Source organism: Micromonospora sp. NPDC048894, assembly GCF_040649765.1.
GTDB classification, from domain to species: domain Bacteria; phylum Actinomycetota; class Actinomycetes; order Mycobacteriales; family Micromonosporaceae; genus Micromonospora; species Micromonospora antibiotica.
Genome location: NZ_JBEZFY010000006.1, coordinates 325,072 through 345,539, shown reverse-complemented (window position 1 = coordinate 345,539; position 20,468 = coordinate 325,072). Strand labels below are relative to the sequence as shown.

Below are 20,468 nucleotides of genomic sequence, written 5' to 3'. Positions count from 1 at the left end.
TCAGATCGCCCGCTCGACGGCCCGCGCCAGATCGGCTGCGGAGCGGGACTCGATGTCGTCGGACTGCGGCACCCGACGGTCCTTGATCCGGGCGGTCTTCCAGCTCACCCAGCCACCGGTGGCGCTCTTCAGATCCAGCAACGGATGGATGGTGACCTCGGTGGGGACGCCGAACGCGGCGGTGACCCGGTCCGCGACGAGCGTCTTGAGGTGGTCGTGGTCGGCGCCCTCCTTGGCCTTGATCCGGACCTGCACCCGGTCCTGGCCGTCGACCGAGTCGACCTCCAGCTCGTACCCGTACTTGAGCTCGGGATCGGCCAGGATGGTGTCGTCGATCTCGGCGGCGCTGCGCCTGCGGCCACCGAGTTCGGTCATGTCCTTGACCCGGCCGAGCACCTTGACGGTCCGCCGGCCGGAGTCGTCCGGCACGATCGAGACCAGGTCGCCGGTCCGGTAGCGGATGAGGGGCTTGAGGCCGGGCACCAGGGTGGTGAGGCAGAGTTCGCCGTAGCCCTCCAGCCCCAGCGTCTGCTCGGTCTCCAGGTCCAGCACCTCCAGCAGGTAGGTGGGCTCGATCGCCACCACCGTGCCGTCCGGGCGGGTCACCGCCGGACACCCCGCCTCCTGGGAGCCGTACATGAAGTTGTAGGTCTCGGCGTTCCACGTCTGGGCGAGTAGCCGGCCCATGCCGTCCGAGCACATCTCGCCGGTGGTGAGCAGCACCTTGACCGCCAGGTCGTCCGGCACCTCCACACCGTAGGAGGAACTCATCTCGGCCAGCGCCATCAGCAGCCCCGGCGAGCAGAGGATCATGTTGACCCGCAGCTCGACGAGCACCTCGAAGAACCGGGCGAACCCGAGGGTCGGGGTGATCGGAAACAGGTCCAGCTTGGCGATGCCGATCTGCTTGGCGGCGAAGGACAGGCTCAGGCAGGCCGCGTGGACGTCGTTGGGGGCCACCACGGCCAGGATGGGGCGCTCGCCGCCGTCCGGGAAGTGCTTGTGCACGATGCGGTCGAGCGCGTGCGCCAGCGGCAGCACGTTGAGGTCGAAGTCGATCGCCGCCCGGGGGCACGGGGTGGGTCGGCCGGTCGTCCCCGTGGTCTCGAAGTAGAACTGCGCGTCGCCGACCGGCCCGCTGAGCATGTCGTGCATGGCCTCGCGGAGGTCGTCCTTGGTCGTGTAGGGCAGGTGCGCCAGGTCCGCGAGCTCCTCGATGTCGAGGTTCGCACCCGCCAGGTGCCGTCGGTAGAAGGGCGATCTGTCGTGAACGTGGCCGAGCACCGTCCGCAGCGCCGTCGTCTGCCAGTCGGTGAGCTCCGCCGCGCTCACGCGTCCCTCGTTCCATCGTTCCATGAAGTCAACCCACGGGGCGGTATCCACGTGTCGGGACTCTCTCTGTGAAGGGTTTCGGATGGGGACGGGCGGTACGGAGATGGCTGCACCCGGGTTCGGCTGGTCGCCCGCCGGGTCCGGCGTCCCGTCGGTGTCGAGGCGTCGCAGGAGCCTGGTCGTATCCACAATTCGGTGCTGCGTCGCGCCCTGGCCCGGTCGGGTCGACCCGCCCGGGACGGGCCGGCTGCGACAGGTCGCGTCCCAGGTAATGGCACAGAAGGTTTCACGCTCCATCCAAGATCACAAGTATCTGGAATCCGACATGGACGGTGCCGGGGTGCCCGCCGCGCCGGGTGGCCGGCCCACCGCCGCCGAATGGTCGTGTAACTTTCTGTCCGAACATTGACGTCCATGGTTGTGGAGGTCCGATGCAGACAAACGGGGCACTGCTGTTTCGTGAGCACGTGGTGGCGACTCCGGATCGGATCGCCTTCATCGCCGAGTCCGACGGCACCGAGACCCGGGTGACCTACGCCGAGTTCGACGAGGCCGTGCACCGGGTCGCGGCAGGGCTGTCCGCGCTCGGACTCGCGCCGGCCGACCGGGTGCTGATCTCGACCCAGCCGGGACCGGGGCTGCTCCAGGCGGTCTACGGCACCATCCGGGCCGGCCTGACCGCCGTGCTGTGCGACCCGGGGCTGCCGGGGCCGACGGCTGAGGCGTACCTCGCGGACGTGGGGTGCGTGGCGGCGATCGTCGAGGGCGTCGGATCGGGGGTGGACGACGCCGTCGCCGACTCCGCCGTGCCGCACCGGTTCACGGTCAGCGGGCGTTGGGGGCGACCGTTCGCGGAACTCCTGCGTGCCGAGCGGGTCGCGCTGCCGGAGCACGTGCCGCCCCGGCATCCGGCGGTCGCCTTCTCGACGTCGGGCAGCACCGGACGACCAAAGATGATCATCAAGACCCACGAGCACTTCCACCTGCTGTCCCGCTACCGCAGCGGCGCCTACACCGCCTCGTCGCCGGGGGAGCCCGGCACGCCGACGCGCTATCTGGTGGCCACGTCGCTCTACCACACGGGAGGCATGAACGCGGGCGTCATGCTCGGTCTGCTGCGGGGCTGGACGGGGGTGCTCGCCGGTGCCTTCCACCCGGCGCACGTGCTGCGCCAGCTGGCCCGCCACCGCTGCTCGACCGTGTTGTTCACCCCCTCGCAGGCGGCCGTGCTGCTGCGGGAGACGGCCCTGCTACGCGACCTCGACCTGCGCCACCTGCGCTCGGTCCGGGTGGCCAGCGGCCCGTCCACCCCCGAGCTGCTCCAGCGCCTGCGGTCGGCCTTCGGCAGCACCGAGATCCTCAACGTCTACGCGCTCACCGAGTGCGCGCCGTGCCTCGGGCAACCGCCGGGGGAGCAGCAGCCGCTGGAGAGCTGCGGGCGGCCCTGGGTGGGGGTCACCGCCCGGGTCCTGGACGACGCCGGCCGCGACAGCGCCGAGGGTGAGCTGTGGCTGCGCAGCGACCTCATCTCCGAGGGCACCATCCTCGACCCGGTGACGACGCGCGAGCGCTACCTCGACGGCTGGCTGCGGACCAAGGACATCTTCCGGGTGGTCGACGGCTGGTACTTCTTCGTCGGCCGCATCGACGACATGTTCGTCTGTGGCGGCGAGAACGTCTTCCCGTTGCAGGTCGAGCAGATCCTCGTCGCCCATCCGGACGTCCTCGACGCGTGCGTCGTCGGCCTGCCCGACCCGGCCCTGGGCGCGGTCGCCGGCGCGCACGTCGTCCTGCGGCCGGGGGCGACGGCGAGCGCGGTCGACCTCGTGGACCACGTGCGCCGGCACGCCCCGGTGCACTGCGTGCCGCACCGGATCGAGATCGTGCCCGCGATCGCGACGCTCGGGCCGGGCAAGGCCGACCGGCGTACCGTCCGGTCCGCGCTGGAGGGCGGCGGCACGGTCACCCGCCAACGGACGGACGGCGACGACGTCCGCGCCCGGATCGTCGAGACCTGGAAGTCGGTCCTGGACCTCGACACCGTCGACCCCGACGTGCCGTTCCTGGAGTCGGGCGGCACCTCCCAGCTGGCGGTGGAGATCGTGACCCGGATGAACGCCCTCGGTGTCCCGGTCGACCTGGGGGAGTTCTTCGTCGACGGCAGCCTGCGGCAGCTGCTCGACAGCGCGGACGCCGATCCGGTGCCGGGCGGGTGACCGCGCCAGGCATCGATGGCGGAGATTGTCATCCCGGGGTCACGCATCGATAATCCTGCAATGGATCTCGACGGCCGGGTGCTGGCGGAGGCGGTCGCCGAGCTCGTCCGCATCCCCAGCGTCAACCCGCTGCACACCGGGCCGAGAGCCGAGGAGCACGGTCCGGTCGGTGAGGGGGCGATCGCCCGGCACCTCGCGGACCGCTTCGACCGCTGCGGTGCCGCCGAGGTCGTGCTGGACGAGGTCCGGCCGGACCGACCCAACGTCTACGGCCGCTTTCCGGGCCGGTCCGACCGGCTCGTGGTGCTGGACGTGCACACCGACACCGTCGCCGTCGAGCACATGACCGACCCGCCCTTCGACGGACGCATCGAGCACGACGCCGTCTGGGGTCGTGGTGCCCTGGACACCAAGGCGACCATGGGGGTGGTCCTCGCGCTGCTCGCCGCGATGCACCGCGACGGCCGCCGCCCCGACCCCACCCTGCTGCTGGTCGGCTCGATCGGCGAGGAGGCCGGCGGCCTGCTCGGGGCGACCCGGTTCGCCCCCTGGGCGAGACAACAGGGCCTGCGGATCGATCAGCTCCTGGTGGCCGAGCCGACCGAGTTCCGGCCCGTGCACGGGCTGAAGGGGCTCGTCCTGATCGAGGTGACGACGCACGGGGTGGCGGCGCACTCGGCGCGACCCGACCTCGGGGTGAACGCCATCGACGCGATGGTGCCGGTGCTCGCCGCCTTCGCCGCCGCCCACGAGCGGCTGAGCGCGACCCCGGGGCGCACCGAGCTGGGCGGCGGCACGCTGTCGGTCACCCAGATCACGGGCGGCTCCGGCAGCAACGTGATCCCCGACCGCTGCTCGATCACCGTGGGCCGGCGCATCGTCCCCGGCGAGGACCCGGTCGAGGTGCTGGCCGAGTTGACCGCCATCGCCCGGGCCGCCTGCCCCGTGCCCTGCGACGTGGTCTCGCTGCTGCCGCGTACGCCCGACGGCAGGCCCGCCTCGCCCGCGTTCTACCAGCGGCCCGACAGCGGACTCGTGCAGTTCCTGGCGCGGACCTGCGGCACCCGGCCCACGGTCGCACCCTTCGGTGCCAACGCGTTGCGGTACTCCGGTCTGGCCGAGGAATTGGTAGTCTTCGGCCCTGGATCCATCGAGGACGCTCATCAGGCCACCGAGCGGATCGACATCCCGGACCTGCGACGGCTCGCCGACGTCCTGACGTCGTGGCTCTCGCCCGGCTGACCGGGCCGGCGGGATCGGCGGGCCTTCCCGGCGTCGCGACCCGCGCTGCCGCACCCCGGGCGCGTCGGCGGTCGTCCGTCCACGCGGCAGAGCCGACGCGGTACGCCATCCCCGCCCCTGCCAGGCGGGTGGCCAGGGAGGGAGGACAGATGGCGACAGCCACGGCTGCGGAGACCATCGACCGGGTGTGTGAGCCGGTGCAGCAGTTGAGTCGCAGCTGGATCATGGCGAAGTCCACCAACGCGTACGGGGTGGAGCTGGGATTCGCGACCGGGGTTCAGTTCTGGATCGTCGGTCGGGCCGGCGTGCTCGGCAGTTGCCCGGTCGAGGTGGCGGCGGCGGCGATCGCGTTCGAGCCGGTCGAGGAGGTGCGCCGGGCGTGGCTCGCGGTGCCGGCGGGCCTGACCCACCACGACGTGGCGCTGCACTACCGGGACCGGATCACCGGCTGGGGCGAGCGGGTCTTCGCGGACGTCGACCCCGACACGCTCGGCGTCATCGACACCCTGGGCCGCCGCGTCGTCGATGCGGCACCTGCGGCGGTGGGCGCCCTCTTCACCGGCTGGCGGGGACTCCCGCCCCCGGTGGCGTTGCCCGGCCGGGCCGCGTTGACGATCCACCTGATCCGCGAACTGCGCGGCGCCGCCCACATCGCCGCGATCCTGGCCTGTGGCCTCACGCCGCTCGACGCGATCCTCGCCGCCCCCCATCCGCCGCCCCGCACCGGGCCCGCCTACGCCGAGCGGATGGGCTACCGGGGGCCGTTCCGGGACCCGGCCGAGGTACGCGAGCAGCGGCTGGAAGCCGAACGGTTGACCGCGGCGATCATGGTCCCGTACTTCTCCACGCTCGACGCGGCGGAACTCGCCCGGTTCGGTGAACTCGTCGAGACCGTCGGCCACCTGGCCGTCTAGGTGACCGGGTGGGGGTCGGCCGCGTCGCCGGCCCGCCGAGTCCCCGTGGCCCGTCGGCCGGCGACGACCCATCCGGCTGGAGACAGGAGACCGTCATGAAGTTCGTCATCCCCGCCAAGCGTTCGTCGACGAGGGTGCCCGACAAGAACTACCGCCCGTTCGCCGGGGGGAAGTCGTTGCTCGACATTCTCGTCGAGAAACTCGCCCGGCTGGCCGACGATCCGGGCGACGTCTGCCTGTCCTCCGAGGACGCGTCGACCCGGGAGTTGGCCGACCGGTACGGCGCCACCTATCTGCCCCGGCCCCGGCACCTCACGGAGAACTCGTACCCGTTCCAGTCCGTGGTCAACGAGGTCTGCAAGCAGTTGCCCGGCGACGACGACGTGATGTGGTGCCACGCCACCGACCCGTTCTTCGACGAACACGGGGAGGTGGTGCGTACCTGGCGGGCCCGCGACACGGCCGCTGCGGACTCGATCGTGGTGGTGTACCCGATGAAGGAGTACCTCCTCGACCCGAACTTCAACCCGATGGGGTTCGGGTTCGGCCCCTGGCACCGCCCCTCGCAGGAGCTGCCGACCTATTACCAGCTCGGGTTCTCCTGCTCGATCATGACCCGGCACGTGGCGACGACCATCGGGTTGGTCGGTGCCCGCCCGATCTGGCACCAGGCGACGAACCTGACGATCGACATCGACACCCAGGCCCAGTTCGATCTCGCCGCCCGGCTGTACGAGCTGAGCAACCCGGCCTGACCGTCCGGGTCCGCCGCCGGGGCGGTATCGGGTGGACGGTGGGTCCCCACCGTCCACCCGCCGGCCCCGGCCGGGTTCGTCGGGCGGCGCGGCCGGGAGGTCGGTTCACGGCGTGCGGGTCGGGACCTCGGTGGTGGGCCGCCGGGCCGTCGGGGTCGGACCGGCCGCGCCGGCCGCGTCCGTGACGATGCGTTTGTACGCCTCGGCGTACTCGCAGCCGATGGCCGTGCCGTTGCCGCGCATCCGGTCCACCACCCACTGGACGTCGGCGCGGGGATCCGGTGAGCTGCGGAACTGGCTGCGGTGGGCGAGGATGGCCGACACCTTCAGCTCGGCGGTCTCCCCGACGTCGACGAGCAGGTCGGTGTGCTCGTGCCCCGGCACCCAGACCTCGGCCACCCGGTGTGCGGGCAGACCCTCGGCCAGCAGCTCGGGGAAGGCCCGGGGGTTGCGGGCGTCGGGGTAGACGGCGTTCAGCGCGGCCTGCCCGACGGCGAGGTGGTCGGGGTGGGACGCACCGATCGGGAACTGCAGCGACCGCAGCGGTTGGTGGGTGAGGACGAGTTCCGGCCGGTGCCGCCGGATCTGGCGGGTCAGGGCGAGTCTGAGCGCGGGGGTGTCCGTGAGCAGGCCGTCGGGCAGCCCCAGGAAGACCACGTCGGTGACGCCGAGCATCCGGGCCGCGTCGCGCTGCTCGGCATACCGGGTGGCGGTCAGCTCGGGGGCCGGCACGGTCGGATCCTCGCCACCCTGCGCGCCGTCGGTGACGACCAGATAGGTCACCTGCGCGCCCTCGCCGGTGAGGCGGGCGACGGTGGCGCCGAAGGCGAATTCGGCGTCGTCCGGGTGGGCGGCGATCACCAGGACCCGGTGGAAGCTGCGGGGCAGCGGCAGGAGTCGACCGGAATCAGCCGGGGAAGCGGGCGTCATGGCGGCAACATACACGCTACGGGCGACATTGATCGACGCCGTGCTGGTTGCGGCCCAGGTTATTGACGTTTAGCATTTGACGGCGGTGTTCTCTGATCTGTCGGACGACACCGCAATGAGCAGCGCAGCAACGGACATGACGCACCACGGCACCGACTTCGCCTCACCGAACACCACCCTGAGTGCCACTTCTGCGCGACGAATCCTCCTGAAAGGCCGACCCGCTGGAACTGTCGCCACCCTTCGTACCGATCACGTCCATTCCGGCGAATTGTGGCAGTCCGTGGTGCGGGACGCGTCGGCGTGCCGGGTCCACAGGTGTGCGCCGGACGGCGACCGGGCCGGTGCGGCCGGGTGTCGCGGCCGGGCGGTGGACACCGTCGCCGCCGGCAACCGGCCGGGAAGTCCGAGATCCGTCGGTGCCGAGAGCGATTGGTGAGGCCGCATGAACGTCGGAGAGCACCTCGTCGCGAAACTCGTCGAGGAAGGGGTGGAGGTCGTCTTCACCGTGCCGGGTGAGCAGCACGACGCCATCTTCGCGGCGCTCGCCGACACGACGATCCGGGTGGTGCACACCCGGCACGAGCAGGCCGCCGCGCTGATGGCCTACGGGTACGCCCGGGCCAGCCGCCGGGTCGGCGTGTACCTCGTCATCTCCGGGCCGGGCGTGCTCAACTCGTTGACCGGGCTGGCCACCGCCTACGCGGGCGACGCCCGGGTGCTGTGCGTCGCCACCCAGATCCCCACCCCGGTGCTCGGGCGGAACCTGGGTGTCCCGCACGAGATCCCCGACCAGTTGGGCGTGCTCCGGTCGCTGACGGGGTGGGCGGCCCGGGTCGAGGAGCCCGCCTCGATCACCCGCGTGCTCGGTGAGGCGTTCCACCGGCTGGGTCACCACCGCCCCCGGCCCGTCGCGATCGAGATCCCGACCGACGTGCTGGCCGCGGAGGTCACCGCCGCCCCACCGTGGCCGGCGTCGCCGCCCCCCGCGCCGCCGGACCCGCGCGCCGTCGAGGCGGCCCGCGCGGAGCTGGCCGCCGCCCGCACGCCCGTCATCTTCGTCGGCAGCGGGGCGCGCGGCGCGACGGCGGAGGTCGCCCGGCTCGCCGAGCTGCTCCAGGCGCCCGTCACGACGGAGCTGGGCGGGCGCGGGGTGCTGCGGGACGACCATGAGCTGTCGGTGTCGTTGCCCGTCGCACACCGGTTGTGGCCGCACGCCGACGTCGTCCTGGCTGTCGGGACCCGGCTGCTGCGGCCCCAGGTCGAGTGGGGCACCGAGGGCCTGCGGATCATCCGTGTCGACCTCGACGAGGAGGAGATCCACCGGGTGTCCCCGCCGGCGGTGTCCCTGGTGGGGGACGCCACCGAGGTGCTCCGCGCGCTGCTCGACGGGCTGCCGCCGCCTGCGCGGCGGTCGCAGTGGCGGGCCGCGGTCGCGGACGCCCGGCACGCGGTGGACGCCGAGCTCGACAAGCTCGCCCCCCAGGTCGACCTCGTCCGGGCGATGCGTGCCGCGTTGCCGGAGGACGGGTTCTTCGTCGACGAGATGACCCAGGTGGGTTACGTCGCCCGGCTGATGTTCCCGGTGCTGCGCCCGTCGACCTACGTGCTGCCGACGTACGTCGGGGCGCTCGGTTTCGGGTTCGCGGCGGCGCTCGGTGTCAAGGTCGCCTACCCGGACCGCGCGGTGCTGTCCATCTCGGGTGACGGCGGTTTCCTGTTCACCGCGGCGGAGCTGGCGACGGCGGTCCAGCACGGGATCGGGGTCGTCGCCGTCGTCTTCGACGACGGGTCCTACGCCAACGTGAAGCGCGCCCAGCGCAAGTTCCTGACCCAGACGATCGGCACCGAACTGCACAACCCCGACTTCGTCAAGCTCGCGGAGGCGTTCGGCGCGGTCGGTGTCCGCGCCCACGACCCGCAGGAGTTGCGGGCCGAGATCGAGAAGGGCCTCGCCCGGGAGCGGGTGCCGACGGTGATCGAGGTTCCGGTCGGGGAGATGGCCAATCCGTGGCCGTGGATCCGATTGCCGCGGGTGCGCTGACAACGCCAGACTTCGATGCGTCGCCCATTCCCCGCGCCGGACGTGCGCCCCAGCCGTCAAGGAGACCACCCATGCCGACCGCCCCGCGCAACGACGTCCCCCCGTTCCGCGCCGCCCTCGCGCACATGCGGACGCAGGAGATCGTGGCCGTCGCGCGCCTGTGCCAGGACTATCCCGACGCCGTCAGTCTCTGCTTCGGTGAGTCGGATCTCCCCACCCCGCTGGTCGTACGGCAGGCCGCCGAACTCGCCATGGACCAGGGCAAGACCCGCTACGCGGACCGCCGGGGCATCGCACCACTGCGGCAGGCGATCCAGGAGTACCACCGGCGTACCAACGGGGTGGAGGTCGAGCTGGAGCGGTTGTCGGCGACCTCGTCGGGGATGACCTCCATCATGATCTCGTTGCAGTGCCTGGTGGAGCCGGGGGACAACGTCGTCGTCGTGGCGCCGGTGTGGCCGAACATCGTCATCGCCGTCGAGTCGATGGGCGCGACCGTACGGTTCGTCAACCTCGAAGCCGACCCGGACGGGTGGTCGCTGGATCTCGAGCAGGTCGAGGCGAACTGCGACGACCGGACGCGCGCGGTGTTCCTGGCCTCACCCGGCAACCCGACCGGCTGGACGATGACCTCGGCCCAGCAGCGGGAACTGTTGGAGCTGACCCGGCGCAAGGGCATCTGGATCATCTCCGACGAGGTGTACAACCGGCTGGTCTTCGACGGGTCCGTCGCGACGCCGTCGATGCTGGAGGTCGCCGACGACAACGACGCGCTCTTCGTCGTGCAGAGCTTCTCCAAGACCTGGTCGATGACCGGCTGGCGGCTCGGCTGGCTGGTGCACCCCGCCGGCCTGGCCCACCAGGTGGGTAACCTCAGCGCGATCAACAGCACCGGGTCGGCCACCTTCGTGCAGCACGCGGGGGTCGCGGCGATCCGCGAGGGTGAGCCGTTCGTGGCCGAGATGGTGGAGCGCAGCGCGCGGGGCCGGGAGACCGTGGCGGACGCCTTCCAGGGCCACCCGCGCATCCTCGCGCCGGACGTCCCGGCCTCCTTCTACTCGTTCTTCCGGATCGAGGGCGTCGACAACTCCCTGGCGTACGCCAAGGAACTCGTCGCCCGTGCCGGGGTCGGCATCGCGCCCGGCTCCGCGTTCGGCGACGGATTCGACGGCTACTTCCGGATCTGCTTCGCCCAGGACCCGAAGCGCCTGCAACTCGCCCTCGAACGCCTCATCGCCGCGGTCTGACCGGTCCCGCACGGGCCACCACTGCGGGTGGTCGGGGCGGGGCGCACGGCGCGGGTCAACCTGGCGGGGCGTCAGAGCCGGTCGGGGCTGAACGCGGAGATGTCCACCGTCGACCGTCCGTCGAGCGCGAGCTGCGCCAGGACCTCCCCGATGCCCGGGGCGAACTTGAAGCCGTGGCCGGAGCAGGCGCTGGCGTAGCAGACGCCGTCGAGTTCCCGGGAGCGGCCGATGAGGAAACTCTCGTCGGTCGACATCGTGTAGATGCAGGAGCGACCCCGGCCCGTGGGCTGGACGGCCGGCAGCACCGGGCTGATCGTCCGCCACAGCTCATGCCGCTCCGCGTCGCTGGGTGGACGCCGGTCACCGTCGACGTCCTGCGGTGACAGTTGCCGGTTGTGGAAGCCGATCTTCAGCCCGCCGTCGACCGACCGCCAGCGGGGGAGCCCGTAGACCAGGGCTCCCCCGGCGTCCTCGTAGAGGAAGGCCGGGAAGCGTCCGGGCAGGTGGTCCCGCTCCCGCGCCTCGGCCACGTCGAACTCGAAGACGGGAATGCGCATCGGGGTGACGGCGGGGGCGATCTCACCGGGCAGGAAGCGACCCACCCAGCCGCCGACCGTCAGCACCACCGCGCCGCAGCTCACCTCCCACCCGTCGCCGACGACCGTGACGGTGCCCCCGGAGCCGGGGGAGAGCGTGCGCACGGCACGTCCGTGGACCAGGTGGGCGCCGGCGGCGGTCGCCCGCGTCAGGTAGGTGAGCCGGGCGTTGTCGGCGAAGAGCATCAGCGCGTCCGGCTCGTGGACGGCGACCGCGTCGGGCTGGACGTGGAAGGCGGGAAACCGGCTGGTGATCTCGCCCGCGTCGAGGTACTCGTGGTTGATCCCGCACCGGAGCGCGGTGTCCCGGGAGCCCTGCACCAGCTTGGAGTCGGGGGAGCCGACGAACAGGCCGCCGGTGCGCAGCGCGATCGTCTCGTCGGTCGCGGCGTCGAGTTCCCACCACCCCTCGTACGAGCTGTCCAGCAGCGGGACGTACTGCTCGCCCTCCCAGTACGCCCGCCGGAAGATGCGGGTCTGGCCGTGCGAGGAACCCAGGTCGTGCAACGGTCCGTGGGCCTCGACGCCCAACACCCGCGCTCCCCGCCGGCTGAGCTGGTGGAGCGCCGACGCACCCATGATCCCGAGCCCGACGACCACCACGTCGTAGGTGGGGGACACCTCACCCCACCGCGCATCCGGGCCCGTGGGGGCGGGCCAGTTCCCGTGAGCGCTGCGCGGCGGCGGTGAGCGCGGTCAGGATGGAGCCCTTCAGCCCGGCGGCGTCGAACGCGGCGATGCCGCGCTCGGTGGTGCCGTTGGGCGTCATCACCTCGTGGCAGAGCTGCATCGGCGGTTTCCCGCTCTCCGCGATGAGGGTCGCGGTCCCGCCGAACACCTGCACCGCCATCTCCCGGCCGGCTGCCTCGCTGAAGCCCCGGGCGGCGGCGAACTGGCAGAAGGCGTCGACGATGTAGCTCACGAACGCCGGTCCGCCGCCGCAGATCGCGGTGGCGTCGTCGACCAGTTCCTCGCGGTCGACCCGCAGCACCCGGCCGATCACCCCCAGCAGGGCCTCCGCCTGGGCCGTGGTCTCCGCCGACACCTGCGGGCCGGCGTGGTAGACCGACATCCCCTGGAACACCTCGGACGGTGTGTTGGGGATGGACCGGACGACCTGCGTGGTGCCCAGCGCCGTGGCGATCGTCTCGGCGGTGAGGCCGGCCATCACCGACAGCACCGGCGTCCACGCGGTGAACCGGTGGCGTTCGGCGTCGGCGAACTCGGCGAAGACCTGCGGCGGGACGGCCAGCACGACGAAGTCGCCCTCGGCCAGATCCAGGTGGGCGACGACCGTGAGTCCGTCGAGGTCGGCGAGGAGTTCGCGTCGGGCGGCACTGCGCTCGACCACGACGAGTTCCGGACCGGCCGGTCCGCCAAGCAGCCCGCGGATGATCGCCAGCCCCATGTGACCACCGCCGACGATGACCAGCCGCCGGGTGGCGGTCATCCGCGCGACTCCGCGTGCGCCATCGTCACCTGGTAGTTGGTGACGACGTCGGACACCGTCGTACGGTGCAGGACCCGCCGTTGCCGCAGGTCGTACGGGCGGCCGCGGTGCATGGTGCAGCGGTTGTCCCATACCGTGAGGTCGCCGACGCGCCAGTGGTGGGTGTAGACGAACCGGTCCTGGGTGGCGAACTCGACCAGCTCTTCGAGCAGGGCCCGCCCCTGTTCGACCGGCCAGCCGACGATGTGTGAGGCGTGCGAGGCGAGGAAGAGGCTGCTGCGGCCGGAACCCGGGTAGTGGTCGACGACCCGCTGCGGCACCGGTGGCAGCGCGGTGGCGATGTCGGAGTTGAAGCTGTCGAACCCGGACTTCGCCCGGGAGTGGGCGATGCTGTGTTCGGCGACGAGGTTCTCGACCTGGCGTTTGCGCTCCGGCGGCAGCGCGTCGTAGGCGGCGCGCATGTCCGCGTACTGGGTCTCGCCTCCGGTGGGGGGGATCTCCCGGGCGGACAGCAGCGAACACTTCGCCCGGACGGCCTTGAAGGAGCTGTCGGTGTGCCACATCTGGTTGCCCAGGTTGTAGCGGGTGAGGCGGTCCTCGGGGTCGAGGAGCTTGCCCTCGTGGTCGAGGTTGGAGATGTCGGTGAACTCGTTGCTCAGCCGCAGCGCCTTGCCGGCGAAGTTCGGGGCGGTCTCCAGCGGCCCGAACAGCCTGCTGAAGCTGGTCTGCTGCTCGTCGGTGACCGGTTGGTCGGGAAAGACGAGGACCGCGTAGCGCTCGAAGGCCGCGTGGATCTCGGCGAAGACGTCCTCCGGTACGGGCGTGGTCAGGTCGACGCCGGTCACCTCTGCGACGAAGAGCGGATGGAGTGGCTTGAGGGTTATCGCCACGGATGTCTCCTTATCAGCGGTCAGGGAAGACGTCGGCACAGATCACAGGGAGGACACAGGCATCGAAGGCCGACATTGGCACGCATTCGACGCCGAATGTGAATAGGCGGTTTCCTGGACACCATTTTCCATGCCCCGGCAACCCTCTCAAGTGGATGAAATCTCCCAAGTTGGGGCAGCGTTACCGGATCGTGACCTAAATCTATATGTAAGAACGTCGATAGTGTGGACGACTGTCGGATGGCCGTCCGCCCAGCCGGGAGGGGTCGGCGACGGGCGGATCGTGGGGTACCTTCCCTGACGCACCGGTAGATGTCGGTCTATATGTGGGGGTGTCGGTTCATGGGCGTGGGGACCGCCGTCGACCTTGCCGGGTTGGTGCGGCGATCGGTTGCCGACCATCCGGAGGCGGTCGCGCTGGAAGTCGGCGACCAGTTCCTGAGCTACCCGGAACTCTGGCGACGCGCGGGCCTCCTCGCGGCGCGGATCGCCGCCACGGCCCCCGGCGCCACCCGCGTCGGGCTGTTCTCGACCCGCTCCGTGACCTCGTACCTCGCCTATCTGGCGGTGCTCCGGCTCGGCGCGACCGTGGTGCCCCTGCACCCCGGCGCTCCCGTGACGCGCAACGCCGGCATCGCGCGCCGGGCCGGCCTGGCCGCCGTCGTCGTCGACGAGGTCGATCCGGCCCTCCTCGGTGCGTTGGCCGACGTGGGCGTCCGTCTGGTCCACCCGGACGACGACCGGCCGGTGGTCGGCGGCGTACCCGACGGCGGCGGACGGACGGTCACCGGCGACGACGTCGCCTACCTCCTGTTCACCTCCGGCTCCACCGGAGTGCCCAAGGGGGTGCCGATCGCCCACCGCAGTGCCGCCGCCTACGTGCAGCACGTGGTACGCCGCTACGACATCGGCGTCGGCTCCCGGCTCACGCAGAACTTCGACCTGACCTTCGACCCGTCCGTGTTCGACCTGTTCGCGGCCTGGAGCAGCGGCGCGACGCTGGTGGTCGCCACCGCCAGGGAACTCCTGCGTCCGGCGACGTTCGTCAACGAGCGACGGATCACCCACTGGTTCTCGGTGCCGTCGCAGGTCTCCTACGCGCGCCGGCTGCGGCTGCTCGCCCCCGACGCCATGCCCGACCTCGGCTGGAGCATCTTCATCGGGGAGCCGTTCACCCGTGAGCAGGCGGCCGTGTGGCACGCGGCGGCGCCGCGCAGCGTGATCGAGAACGTGTACGGTCCTACCGAACTCACCGTGAGCTGTGCTGAGTACCGGCTACCCGGGTCACCGACCGACTGGCCGACGACGAGCAACGCGACGGTGCCCATCGGGCTGGTGCTGCCCGAGCACGACTGGATCCTGGTCGACCGCGACGGCCGGGCCGGGCGCGACGGCGAGCTGTGCGTGCGGGGCGTCCAGCGGTTCGCGGGCTACCTCGATCCCGAGGAGAACACCGCGCGATTCCTCAGCTTCGACGCCGGGGGCGACGCCCGTGCGCGGGTCTACGACGGGACCGGACCGCTCACCCCGGCGCACTGGTACCGCACCGGTGACCGGGTCCGGGTCGAGAACGGTCACCTGGTCCATCTGGGCCGCCTCGACCGGCAGGTCAAGATCCGCGGCTACCGCGTCGAACTCGGCGAGATCGAGGCGGCGCTGCGCGGGCTGGACGGCGTCATCGACGCTGCCGTCGTCCTGCTCGGGCAGGCCCCGGCCGAGTCGCTGGTGGCGTTCTGCACCGGCGACACCGAGCCGGCCCGGGTGGCCACGGAGCTGCGCGGGGTGCTGCCGCCGTACATGACGCCCACCCGGGTCGAGTGGCTCGAGGCGATGCCCCTCAACCAGAACGGCAAGGTGGACTACCTGCGGTTGGCCTCGGTCGCCGCCGACGGGTCCCGCTGAGGTGCGGGAACCGTCGAATGCGGCATCAACCGGCTCGGACGCCACCGCGCTGTCGCGACCCGGTCCGACAGGCTGCCGTGCGCCGCGCAGCCGGCGTCGCTGTCGCCGCTGTCGACGAACGGCCGTGGCGCAGGTCTCAGGAGCGCTGCTTCCTCGTCCAGATGACGTAGCCGGCGCAGAGGATCAGCATGAGGACGACGATGCTGGTCCATGCCCAGCGGGCGAAGGGCTCGTCGGCCACCATGGCGCGGATGCCCGCCAGGCCGGCAAGCGCCAGCGGGCCCAAGCCGTACCACTCGGAGAAGGTCAGCTCCTTCATCGCCTGCCGCATGCGGCGAGTCTAGTCACCACCTGCTTCCATACCGGGCCTAGCCGACGACCTCGGCGTCGATCACGGCCCAGGAGTGCGGTCCGGTGGCCACGAGCGCCAACCGGTCGCCGGCGGTGAGCACGCCGTCGGCGGCCAGCAGGTCGGCGTTGACGAGCAGGTCCGCTGCGAACTCGTGGGCGTGCGCGGCCAGGCGACCGGGCAGCAGCTGGTCGAAGGAGTAGCCGGCCGCGCCGGTGAGGAACCGCTGGGCGGGCAGCCGGTAGTTGTTGAACAGGGCGTGGGTGAAGTCGCGCGGACCGCGACCGGTGGCCTCCCGGGCGGCCTTGACGGCCGACCGGCCGAGCAGCACGTTGCGGCGCTGCGCGGCGGGGCTGTTGTCGGTGAGGTCACCGCGCCAGTCGCTGCGCAGCGCCATGCCGTTGACGAGCAGGACGAGCCCGTCACCCGCCGGCCGGTGCCGGGTCACCAGGGCTGCGGCGGCACCGTCGCTGAGGACCGACAGCTCCGCGTCCATCATCCGGCCGCGACCGACGACACGGTCCGCGGTGACGACGAGGACGGTGTCGACGTCGGTCGTCGCGAACAGCCCCTGCACCGTGCCCAGCAGCAGGCCGAGGTTGGCGCACCCGTGACCGGCGACGGTCTGGGTCGCGGCGCCGGGTGCGTCCACGGCCCGGGCGAGGCGCACGTTGTTCCTGCGTACGCCGTCCCCGTCGGCGGTCTCCGTCGCGTAGACGATCGCATCCGGCACCAGCCCGCCGGCGAGCGCACGCGCACCGACCTCGCCGGCCATCTCGATCGAGGACATTGTCGTCACTCCATACGACTCCAGCCCGTCGTCGAGCAACCGTGGATTGTCGGCACCCACCTCGTCCAGCTCCCGGACGAGGTGTTTCGTCCCGTGCAGATGGGCGATGGAGGAGAGGTAGAACGCCGCCACGGGAGGTCCTTCCGCCTTGCCGGAACGCTGGCCGACAGGGTACTACGACGGGGGTGCCGCACCGGCCACGTACGTTTTCCGAAATGGCCGGGGTCGATGTCGGAGTGCTTGTCGCCGCCGGACCCGCCCACCGCCGCGCTCGGCGCTTCCCACCCGCTGCCGTGCTTGCCGCACCGCTGCCGTGCTTGCCGCTCCGCCGTCGCGCTCTCCCCCGCCCGACGGCGGGCGGGGGAGAGTCGTGGTGGCGGTGCGGTCGGGCGGGGACCGTCCCCGCACCCGTAGGTGGGGTCAGGCGACCGTGCAGGCCGCGCCGTTGAGGGTGAACGAGGTGGGCTTGGCGGTGTTGCCGGTGTGGTTGGCCTGGAATCCGATGTCGACCGACCCGCCGGCCGGGATGGCGGCGTTGTAGCTGGCGTTACGGGCCGTCACCTGGCCGGACGAGGGGGAGTAGGAGGCGTTCCACCCGGAGGTGATGCTCTGCCCGCCGGGCAGCGTGAAGACCAGCGACCAGCCGTTGACGGCGCTGGAACCGGTGTTGGTGATGGTCAGGTTCTCGGTCAGGCCGCTGTTCCAGGCGTTGACGCTGGCGGTGACCCGGCAGGCCCCGGAGCTGGGCGGCGGGGTCGTCGTCGGCGGCGGGGTGGTCGGGGGCGGCGTGGTAGGAGGCGGGGTGGTCGGCGGCGGCGTGGTAGGAGGCGGGGTCGTCGGGGGCGGGGTGGTCGGGGGCGGGTTGGTCAGGCCGAAGAACCCGAGGGCGACGGCGGCCATCCCACCGGAGGGCAGGCTGTGCCCGGCACCCTGGACGCTGTACGCCTCGACGAGGACGTTGCCGCTGGCGTCGGCGTAGCGGCGGCGGTTCCAGTTGGCCTGGGGGGTGTCGGTGGAGGTGGGTGTCTGGCTGAGCCCGAACACGTTGGTCCACTGCTCGATGGTCTCCTGGAGCAGCGAGTACGGCACCAGGGTGTCGGCGGTGCCGTGCCACAGCTGCACCTTCGGCCGGGGACCGGAGTAGCCGGGGTACGCCTGCTGGCGGACCGCGTCACCCCACTGCTGCGGGGTGCGGTTCATGTTCCCGCCGGTGCACTGGCTGGCGCCGGGCGGGTAGTCGGCGGCGTTGGCGAAGCAGTTGTAGGGCACCCCCATGAAGGCGGCCCCGGCGGCGAACACGTCGGGGTAGAGCGCCAGCATGTGGTTGGTCATCATGCCGCCGGAGGAACTGCCGGTGGCGAACACCCGGCGGGGGTCGCCGCCGTACTGCCGCTGGGCATAGTTGATCATCGAGACGATCGACACCGGGTCACTGCCACCGCCCCGGCGCTTCGCGGCGTCCGACCAGGTGTCGAAGCAGTTGCCGAAGCCGGCCTGCTGGGTCGCGGACGGGTAGATCACGATGTAGCCGTACCGGTCGGCCAGCGAGGCGAACTCGCTGCTGGAGTAGAAACCGGGGCCGGTGCCGCCGCAACCGTGCATGGCGACCACGACCGCCGGGTTGGTCGGGCGGATGTTCGGTACGTAGATGTGCATCCGCATCCGGCCGGGGTTGTCGCCGAAGTTGGTCACCTCGACCAACGACGCGGCGTACGCCGGTTGGAGCGTCGGTACCACCAGGGCGGCGGCCGTCAGTGTGGCCACCAGTGGCGCCGCCAGGGCGAGTAACAGTTTCCGTCTGATTCTCATGGGGCGTGACTCCCTCACAGGTTGAGATCGGCCGCGCGGCACGGGTGCGCCCGGATGCCCGTGTGGTCCGCGCCGGCCCTTGGCGTCCGGCATGCCCTGCCCCGGCCCGAGGTGGCATTGCATGGCACTTAGTGTTCTCTTCGGTCCGACAAGTGTCAATCGAATGGCCTCGATACACTGGTCGATCACCGACGTACGCCCGGTCCACCGTGGAACCACGCCCGGTAGGCGGGCCCGGGTACGCCGTCTACAGTCGGTGCCACCGTCGCCGAGCCGAGCCCGGAGCGTCCCCGTGCCACACCCGTTCGACATCGAGGAGATATTCCCCGACGACGGGGACCACCCGGTACGGCTGCCCCGGCGGCAGGCCGGCAACTCGCCCCAGGGCGTCGCGGTGACCCTGCTGGCCGACTACACCCTGCGTACCCGCGCCTGGTTGCCGTCCGCCGCCATCGTCGCGCTGCTGGCCGAGTCGCACGTCAGCCTCGCCGGCGCGCGGACCGTGATCAGCCGACTGGCCCGCCGGGGCGTCCTGGAGGGCAGCCGGCAGGGGCGGCGCAGCTCGTACCGGCTCAGCCGGTCCGCCGCCGTCAGCCTCTCCGTCGGCGGCAGCTGGGTGATGGCCGCCACCACCACGACCCAACCGTGGGACGAGTGCTGGACACTCGTCGCCTTCTCCCTGCCGCAGGAGCGCAGCGCGCAACGGCGGGCCCTGCGTGGCCGGCTACGCTGGCTGGGCTACGCGCCGCTGTACGACGGGCTGTGGATCTCCCCGCACGAGTTGACCCCGAAGGCCCGGGCCCAGCTCACCCAGCTGCACCTCGGCGCGGTCACCGTCTTCCGGGGCCGGCGGGTCGACCTCGACGCGGTCGCCGGGCGCGACCCGCTCGACGCCTGGGACGTCGCGGCCGTCGCCGCCCAGTACGAGAGCTTCCTGCGGCGCTGGCGGCCCCTCCTGCCGCGGATCGCCGCCGGTCAGGTCGACGGCGCCGAGGCGGTGCGGGCCCGGACCGAGGTGATGGACACCTTCCGGCGTTTCCCCACCCTCGACCCGCAGCTACCGCTGCGGCTGCTGCCCGCCGGCTGGCTGCGCGGCCCCGCCCGGGAGACCTTCGCCGCCGTCTACGACGGGCTCGCCGACACCGCCGAGCGGCACGTCCGGGCCGTCGTCGCCCGGTTCGCCGACGGCACGTACGCCGACGTGCGGGCGCACAGCACCGCCGACCTGCTCGCCGGGGTGTGTGCCACCGAAGCCCGCAGCCCCGCCCCACCCACAGCCGACACCGACCTGGCGGAGTCGTCCCCGTCGCACTGACCCGGCCACTGCCGGCCCCTCGGCCCGCTCAGAGTTTCAGCCCCTCCACGGTGCCCAGGTCGTACCAGGTGAGGGAGAAGGGGCTGTCGCCGGACGGCACGACCGGGAACACGCCCCAGCTCTCCAGGACCGCACCGGGCCGCAGGGTGAAATCCGTGCCGGGCCGCTGCGACGCGCAGTACGTGTCGACCGGGAAGACCTGCCGCCCGTCGCCCAGCGTCAGATGCGACGACTGGAGATCCGCCGTCCGGGCCGGGCAGCTGAGCACCCAGCCGCCGGGGGACCGGGTCGCATAACGCAGCTGCACCCGCACCGTACCCGCCGTCACCTCCAGACCCGTGACGGTCGCCGTGTTCTGCCCGTCGTCGTAGAGGAGGCGACTCATCCGCCGGGGGCCGGACTCCGGCGACGCCGAAGCGGCCGTGCCGGGCGCGGCGGTCGACGGGGTGGGACTGCCGGACGGCGATTGCGTTGCCCCGGAGGTGGTTGCCCCGGCCGGTGCCGCCGCGTCCGGACCCGGCCCGGTCGGCTCCGGCTTGTTGAGCGTGATCCAGACCACGGCGGCGGCACCCAGCACCACGATGACGACGACGCCGACGATCAACCCGACCAGATGCTTGCGCAACATCGATGATCCTTACTGCCGGTGAGCAGGCTCCTTCCACGCTAGATCCCGGTGGCAAGATC

At 71.8% G+C, this 20,468-nt stretch carries 17 protein-coding genes; 8 read left to right on the top strand and 9 right to left on the bottom strand.

All coding sequences use genetic code 11. The annotated features are described in order from the left end of the window. Entirely contained in the window at window positions 1-1,332 is a 1,332-nt protein-coding gene (locus AB0C22_RS16115; protein WP_219464209.1) for a hypothetical protein, read from the bottom strand. A gap of 431 nt (window positions 1,333-1,763) precedes the next feature. On the opposite strand from AB0C22_RS16115, the gene AB0C22_RS16110 reads away from it, so the two are divergent. The 4 genes from AB0C22_RS16110 to AB0C22_RS16095 all read left to right on the top strand — a co-directional run bounded on the left by AB0C22_RS16110 (window position 1,764) and on the right by AB0C22_RS16095 (window position 6,459). Next, window positions 1,764-3,548: an AMP-binding protein gene (locus AB0C22_RS16110; protein WP_219464208.1), complete on the top strand. Its 1,785-nt coding sequence runs from the start codon at window positions 1,764-1,766 to the stop codon at window positions 3,546-3,548. A 60-nt stretch (window positions 3,549-3,608) separates the two neighbouring features. Then, window positions 3,609-4,790, top strand: a complete 1,182-nt coding sequence (locus AB0C22_RS16105; protein WP_219464207.1) for a M20/M25/M40 family metallo-hydrolase — start codon at window positions 3,609-3,611, stop codon at window positions 4,788-4,790. Between the two features lie 149 nt (window positions 4,791-4,939). Continuing rightward, entirely contained in the window at window positions 4,940-5,704 is a 765-nt protein-coding gene (locus AB0C22_RS16100) for a hypothetical protein (RefSeq protein ID WP_219464206.1), read from the top strand. Window positions 5,705-5,799: 95 nt separating this feature from the next. After that, a complete protein-coding gene (locus AB0C22_RS16095; RefSeq protein WP_219464205.1) occupies window positions 5,800-6,459 on the top strand; it encodes a hypothetical protein in 660 nt (219 codons plus the stop codon). 105 nt (window positions 6,460-6,564) lie between these two features. Here AB0C22_RS16095 and AB0C22_RS16090 read toward each other — a convergent pair whose 3' ends face one another. After that, window positions 6,565-7,389 (bottom strand): PIG-L deacetylase family protein, encoded by an 825-nt coding sequence (locus AB0C22_RS16090; protein ID WP_219464204.1) that lies wholly within the window; start codon window positions 7,387-7,389, stop codon window positions 6,565-6,567. A 445-nt stretch (window positions 7,390-7,834) separates the two neighbouring features. Between AB0C22_RS16090 and AB0C22_RS16085 the strand changes: the two genes are divergently transcribed. After that, a complete protein-coding gene (locus tag AB0C22_RS16085) occupies window positions 7,835-9,433 on the top strand; it encodes a thiamine pyrophosphate-dependent enzyme (protein WP_357535602.1) in 1,599 nt (532 codons plus the stop codon). Window positions 9,434-9,504: 71 nt separating this feature from the next. Then, window positions 9,505-10,680, top strand: coding sequence for a pyridoxal phosphate-dependent aminotransferase (locus AB0C22_RS16080; RefSeq protein WP_219464201.1), 1,176 nt, complete (start codon window positions 9,505-9,507; stop codon window positions 10,678-10,680). 71 nt (window positions 10,681-10,751) lie between these two features. Here the strand turns inward: AB0C22_RS16080 and solA are convergent, their stop codons facing one another. Genes solA through AB0C22_RS16065 form a run of 3 tightly spaced genes read right to left on the bottom strand, consistent with a single transcriptional unit; the run spans window position 10,752 to window position 13,616 of the window. Continuing rightward, window positions 10,752-11,897, bottom strand: a complete 1,146-nt coding sequence (gene solA / locus AB0C22_RS16075) for an N-methyl-L-tryptophan oxidase (RefSeq protein WP_219464200.1) — start codon at window positions 11,895-11,897, stop codon at window positions 10,752-10,754. Between the two features lies 1 nt (window position 11,898). Further along, window positions 11,899-12,726 (bottom strand): pyrroline-5-carboxylate reductase, encoded by an 828-nt coding sequence (gene proC, locus AB0C22_RS16070; protein WP_219464199.1) that lies wholly within the window; start codon window positions 12,724-12,726, stop codon window positions 11,899-11,901. Beyond that, window positions 12,723-13,616, bottom strand: coding sequence for a TauD/TfdA family dioxygenase (locus AB0C22_RS16065; RefSeq protein WP_219464198.1), 894 nt, complete (start codon window positions 13,614-13,616; stop codon window positions 12,723-12,725). The genes proC and AB0C22_RS16065 overlap by 4 nt, the downstream gene beginning before the upstream one ends. Window positions 13,617-13,958: 342 nt before the next feature. Here AB0C22_RS16065 and AB0C22_RS16060 point away from each other — a divergent pair, with 342 nt between their 5' ends. After that, entirely contained in the window at window positions 13,959-15,518 is a 1,560-nt protein-coding gene (locus AB0C22_RS16060; RefSeq protein WP_357535599.1) for an AMP-binding protein, read from the top strand. 136 nt (window positions 15,519-15,654) lie between these two features. Here the strand turns inward: AB0C22_RS16060 and AB0C22_RS16055 are convergent, their stop codons facing one another. The 3 genes from AB0C22_RS16055 to AB0C22_RS16045 all read right to left on the bottom strand — a co-directional run bounded on the left by AB0C22_RS16055 (window position 15,655) and on the right by AB0C22_RS16045 (window position 18,466). Next, on the bottom strand, window positions 15,655-15,849 hold the full coding sequence (locus tag AB0C22_RS16055; RefSeq protein WP_357535597.1) for a hypothetical protein: 195 nt from the start codon (window positions 15,847-15,849) through the stop codon (window positions 15,655-15,657). Window positions 15,850-15,886: 37 nt separating this feature from the next. After that, entirely contained in the window at window positions 15,887-16,789 is a 903-nt protein-coding gene (locus AB0C22_RS16050) for a hypothetical protein (RefSeq protein ID WP_208568860.1), read from the bottom strand. 288 nt (window positions 16,790-17,077) lie between these two features. After that, on the bottom strand, window positions 17,078-18,466 hold the full coding sequence (locus tag AB0C22_RS16045) for a PHB depolymerase family esterase (protein WP_357535595.1): 1,389 nt from the start codon (window positions 18,464-18,466) through the stop codon (window positions 17,078-17,080). A 292-nt stretch (window positions 18,467-18,758) separates the two neighbouring features. On the opposite strand from AB0C22_RS16045, the gene AB0C22_RS16040 reads away from it, so the two are divergent. Further along, a complete protein-coding gene (locus AB0C22_RS16040; RefSeq protein WP_357535593.1) occupies window positions 18,759-19,781 on the top strand; it encodes a PaaX family transcriptional regulator C-terminal domain-containing protein in 1,023 nt (340 codons plus the stop codon). Window positions 19,782-19,809: 28 nt separating this feature from the next. Here the strand turns inward: AB0C22_RS16040 and AB0C22_RS16035 are convergent, their stop codons facing one another. Further along, a complete protein-coding gene (locus AB0C22_RS16035; protein ID WP_219464189.1) occupies window positions 19,810-20,409 on the bottom strand; it encodes a hypothetical protein in 600 nt (199 codons plus the stop codon). Window positions 20,410-20,468: the final 59 nt, after the last annotated feature.

Coding starts and splice junctions, on each gene's coding strand:
- AB0C22_RS16110 (WP_219464208.1), top strand. CDS start 1,764: ATGCAGACAAACGGGGCACTGCTGTTTCGTGAGCACGTGGTGGCGACT.
- AB0C22_RS16105 (WP_219464207.1), top strand. CDS start 3,609: ATGGATCTCGACGGCCGGGTGCTGGCGGAGGCGGTCGCCGAGCTCGTC.
- AB0C22_RS16100 (WP_219464206.1), top strand. CDS start 4,940: ATGGCGACAGCCACGGCTGCGGAGACCATCGACCGGGTGTGTGAGCCG.
- AB0C22_RS16095 (WP_219464205.1), top strand. CDS start 5,800: ATGAAGTTCGTCATCCCCGCCAAGCGTTCGTCGACGAGGGTGCCCGAC.
- AB0C22_RS16090 (WP_219464204.1), bottom strand. CDS start 7,389: ATGACGCCCGCTTCCCCGGCTGATTCCGGTCGACTCCTGCCGCTGCCC.
- AB0C22_RS16085 (WP_357535602.1), top strand. CDS start 7,835: ATGAACGTCGGAGAGCACCTCGTCGCGAAACTCGTCGAGGAAGGGGTG.
- AB0C22_RS16080 (WP_219464201.1), top strand. CDS start 9,505: ATGCCGACCGCCCCGCGCAACGACGTCCCCCCGTTCCGCGCCGCCCTC.
- proC (WP_219464199.1), bottom strand. CDS start 12,726: ATGACCGCCACCCGGCGGCTGGTCATCGTCGGCGGTGGTCACATGGGG.
- AB0C22_RS16060 (WP_357535599.1), top strand. CDS start 13,959: ATGGGCGTGGGGACCGCCGTCGACCTTGCCGGGTTGGTGCGGCGATCG.
- AB0C22_RS16055 (WP_357535597.1), bottom strand. CDS start 15,849: ATGCGGCAGGCGATGAAGGAGCTGACCTTCTCCGAGTGGTACGGCTTG.
- AB0C22_RS16045 (WP_357535595.1), bottom strand. CDS start 18,466: ATGAGAATCAGACGGAAACTGTTACTCGCCCTGGCGGCGCCACTGGTG.
- AB0C22_RS16035 (WP_219464189.1), bottom strand. CDS start 20,409: ATGTTGCGCAAGCATCTGGTCGGGTTGATCGTCGGCGTCGTCGTCATC.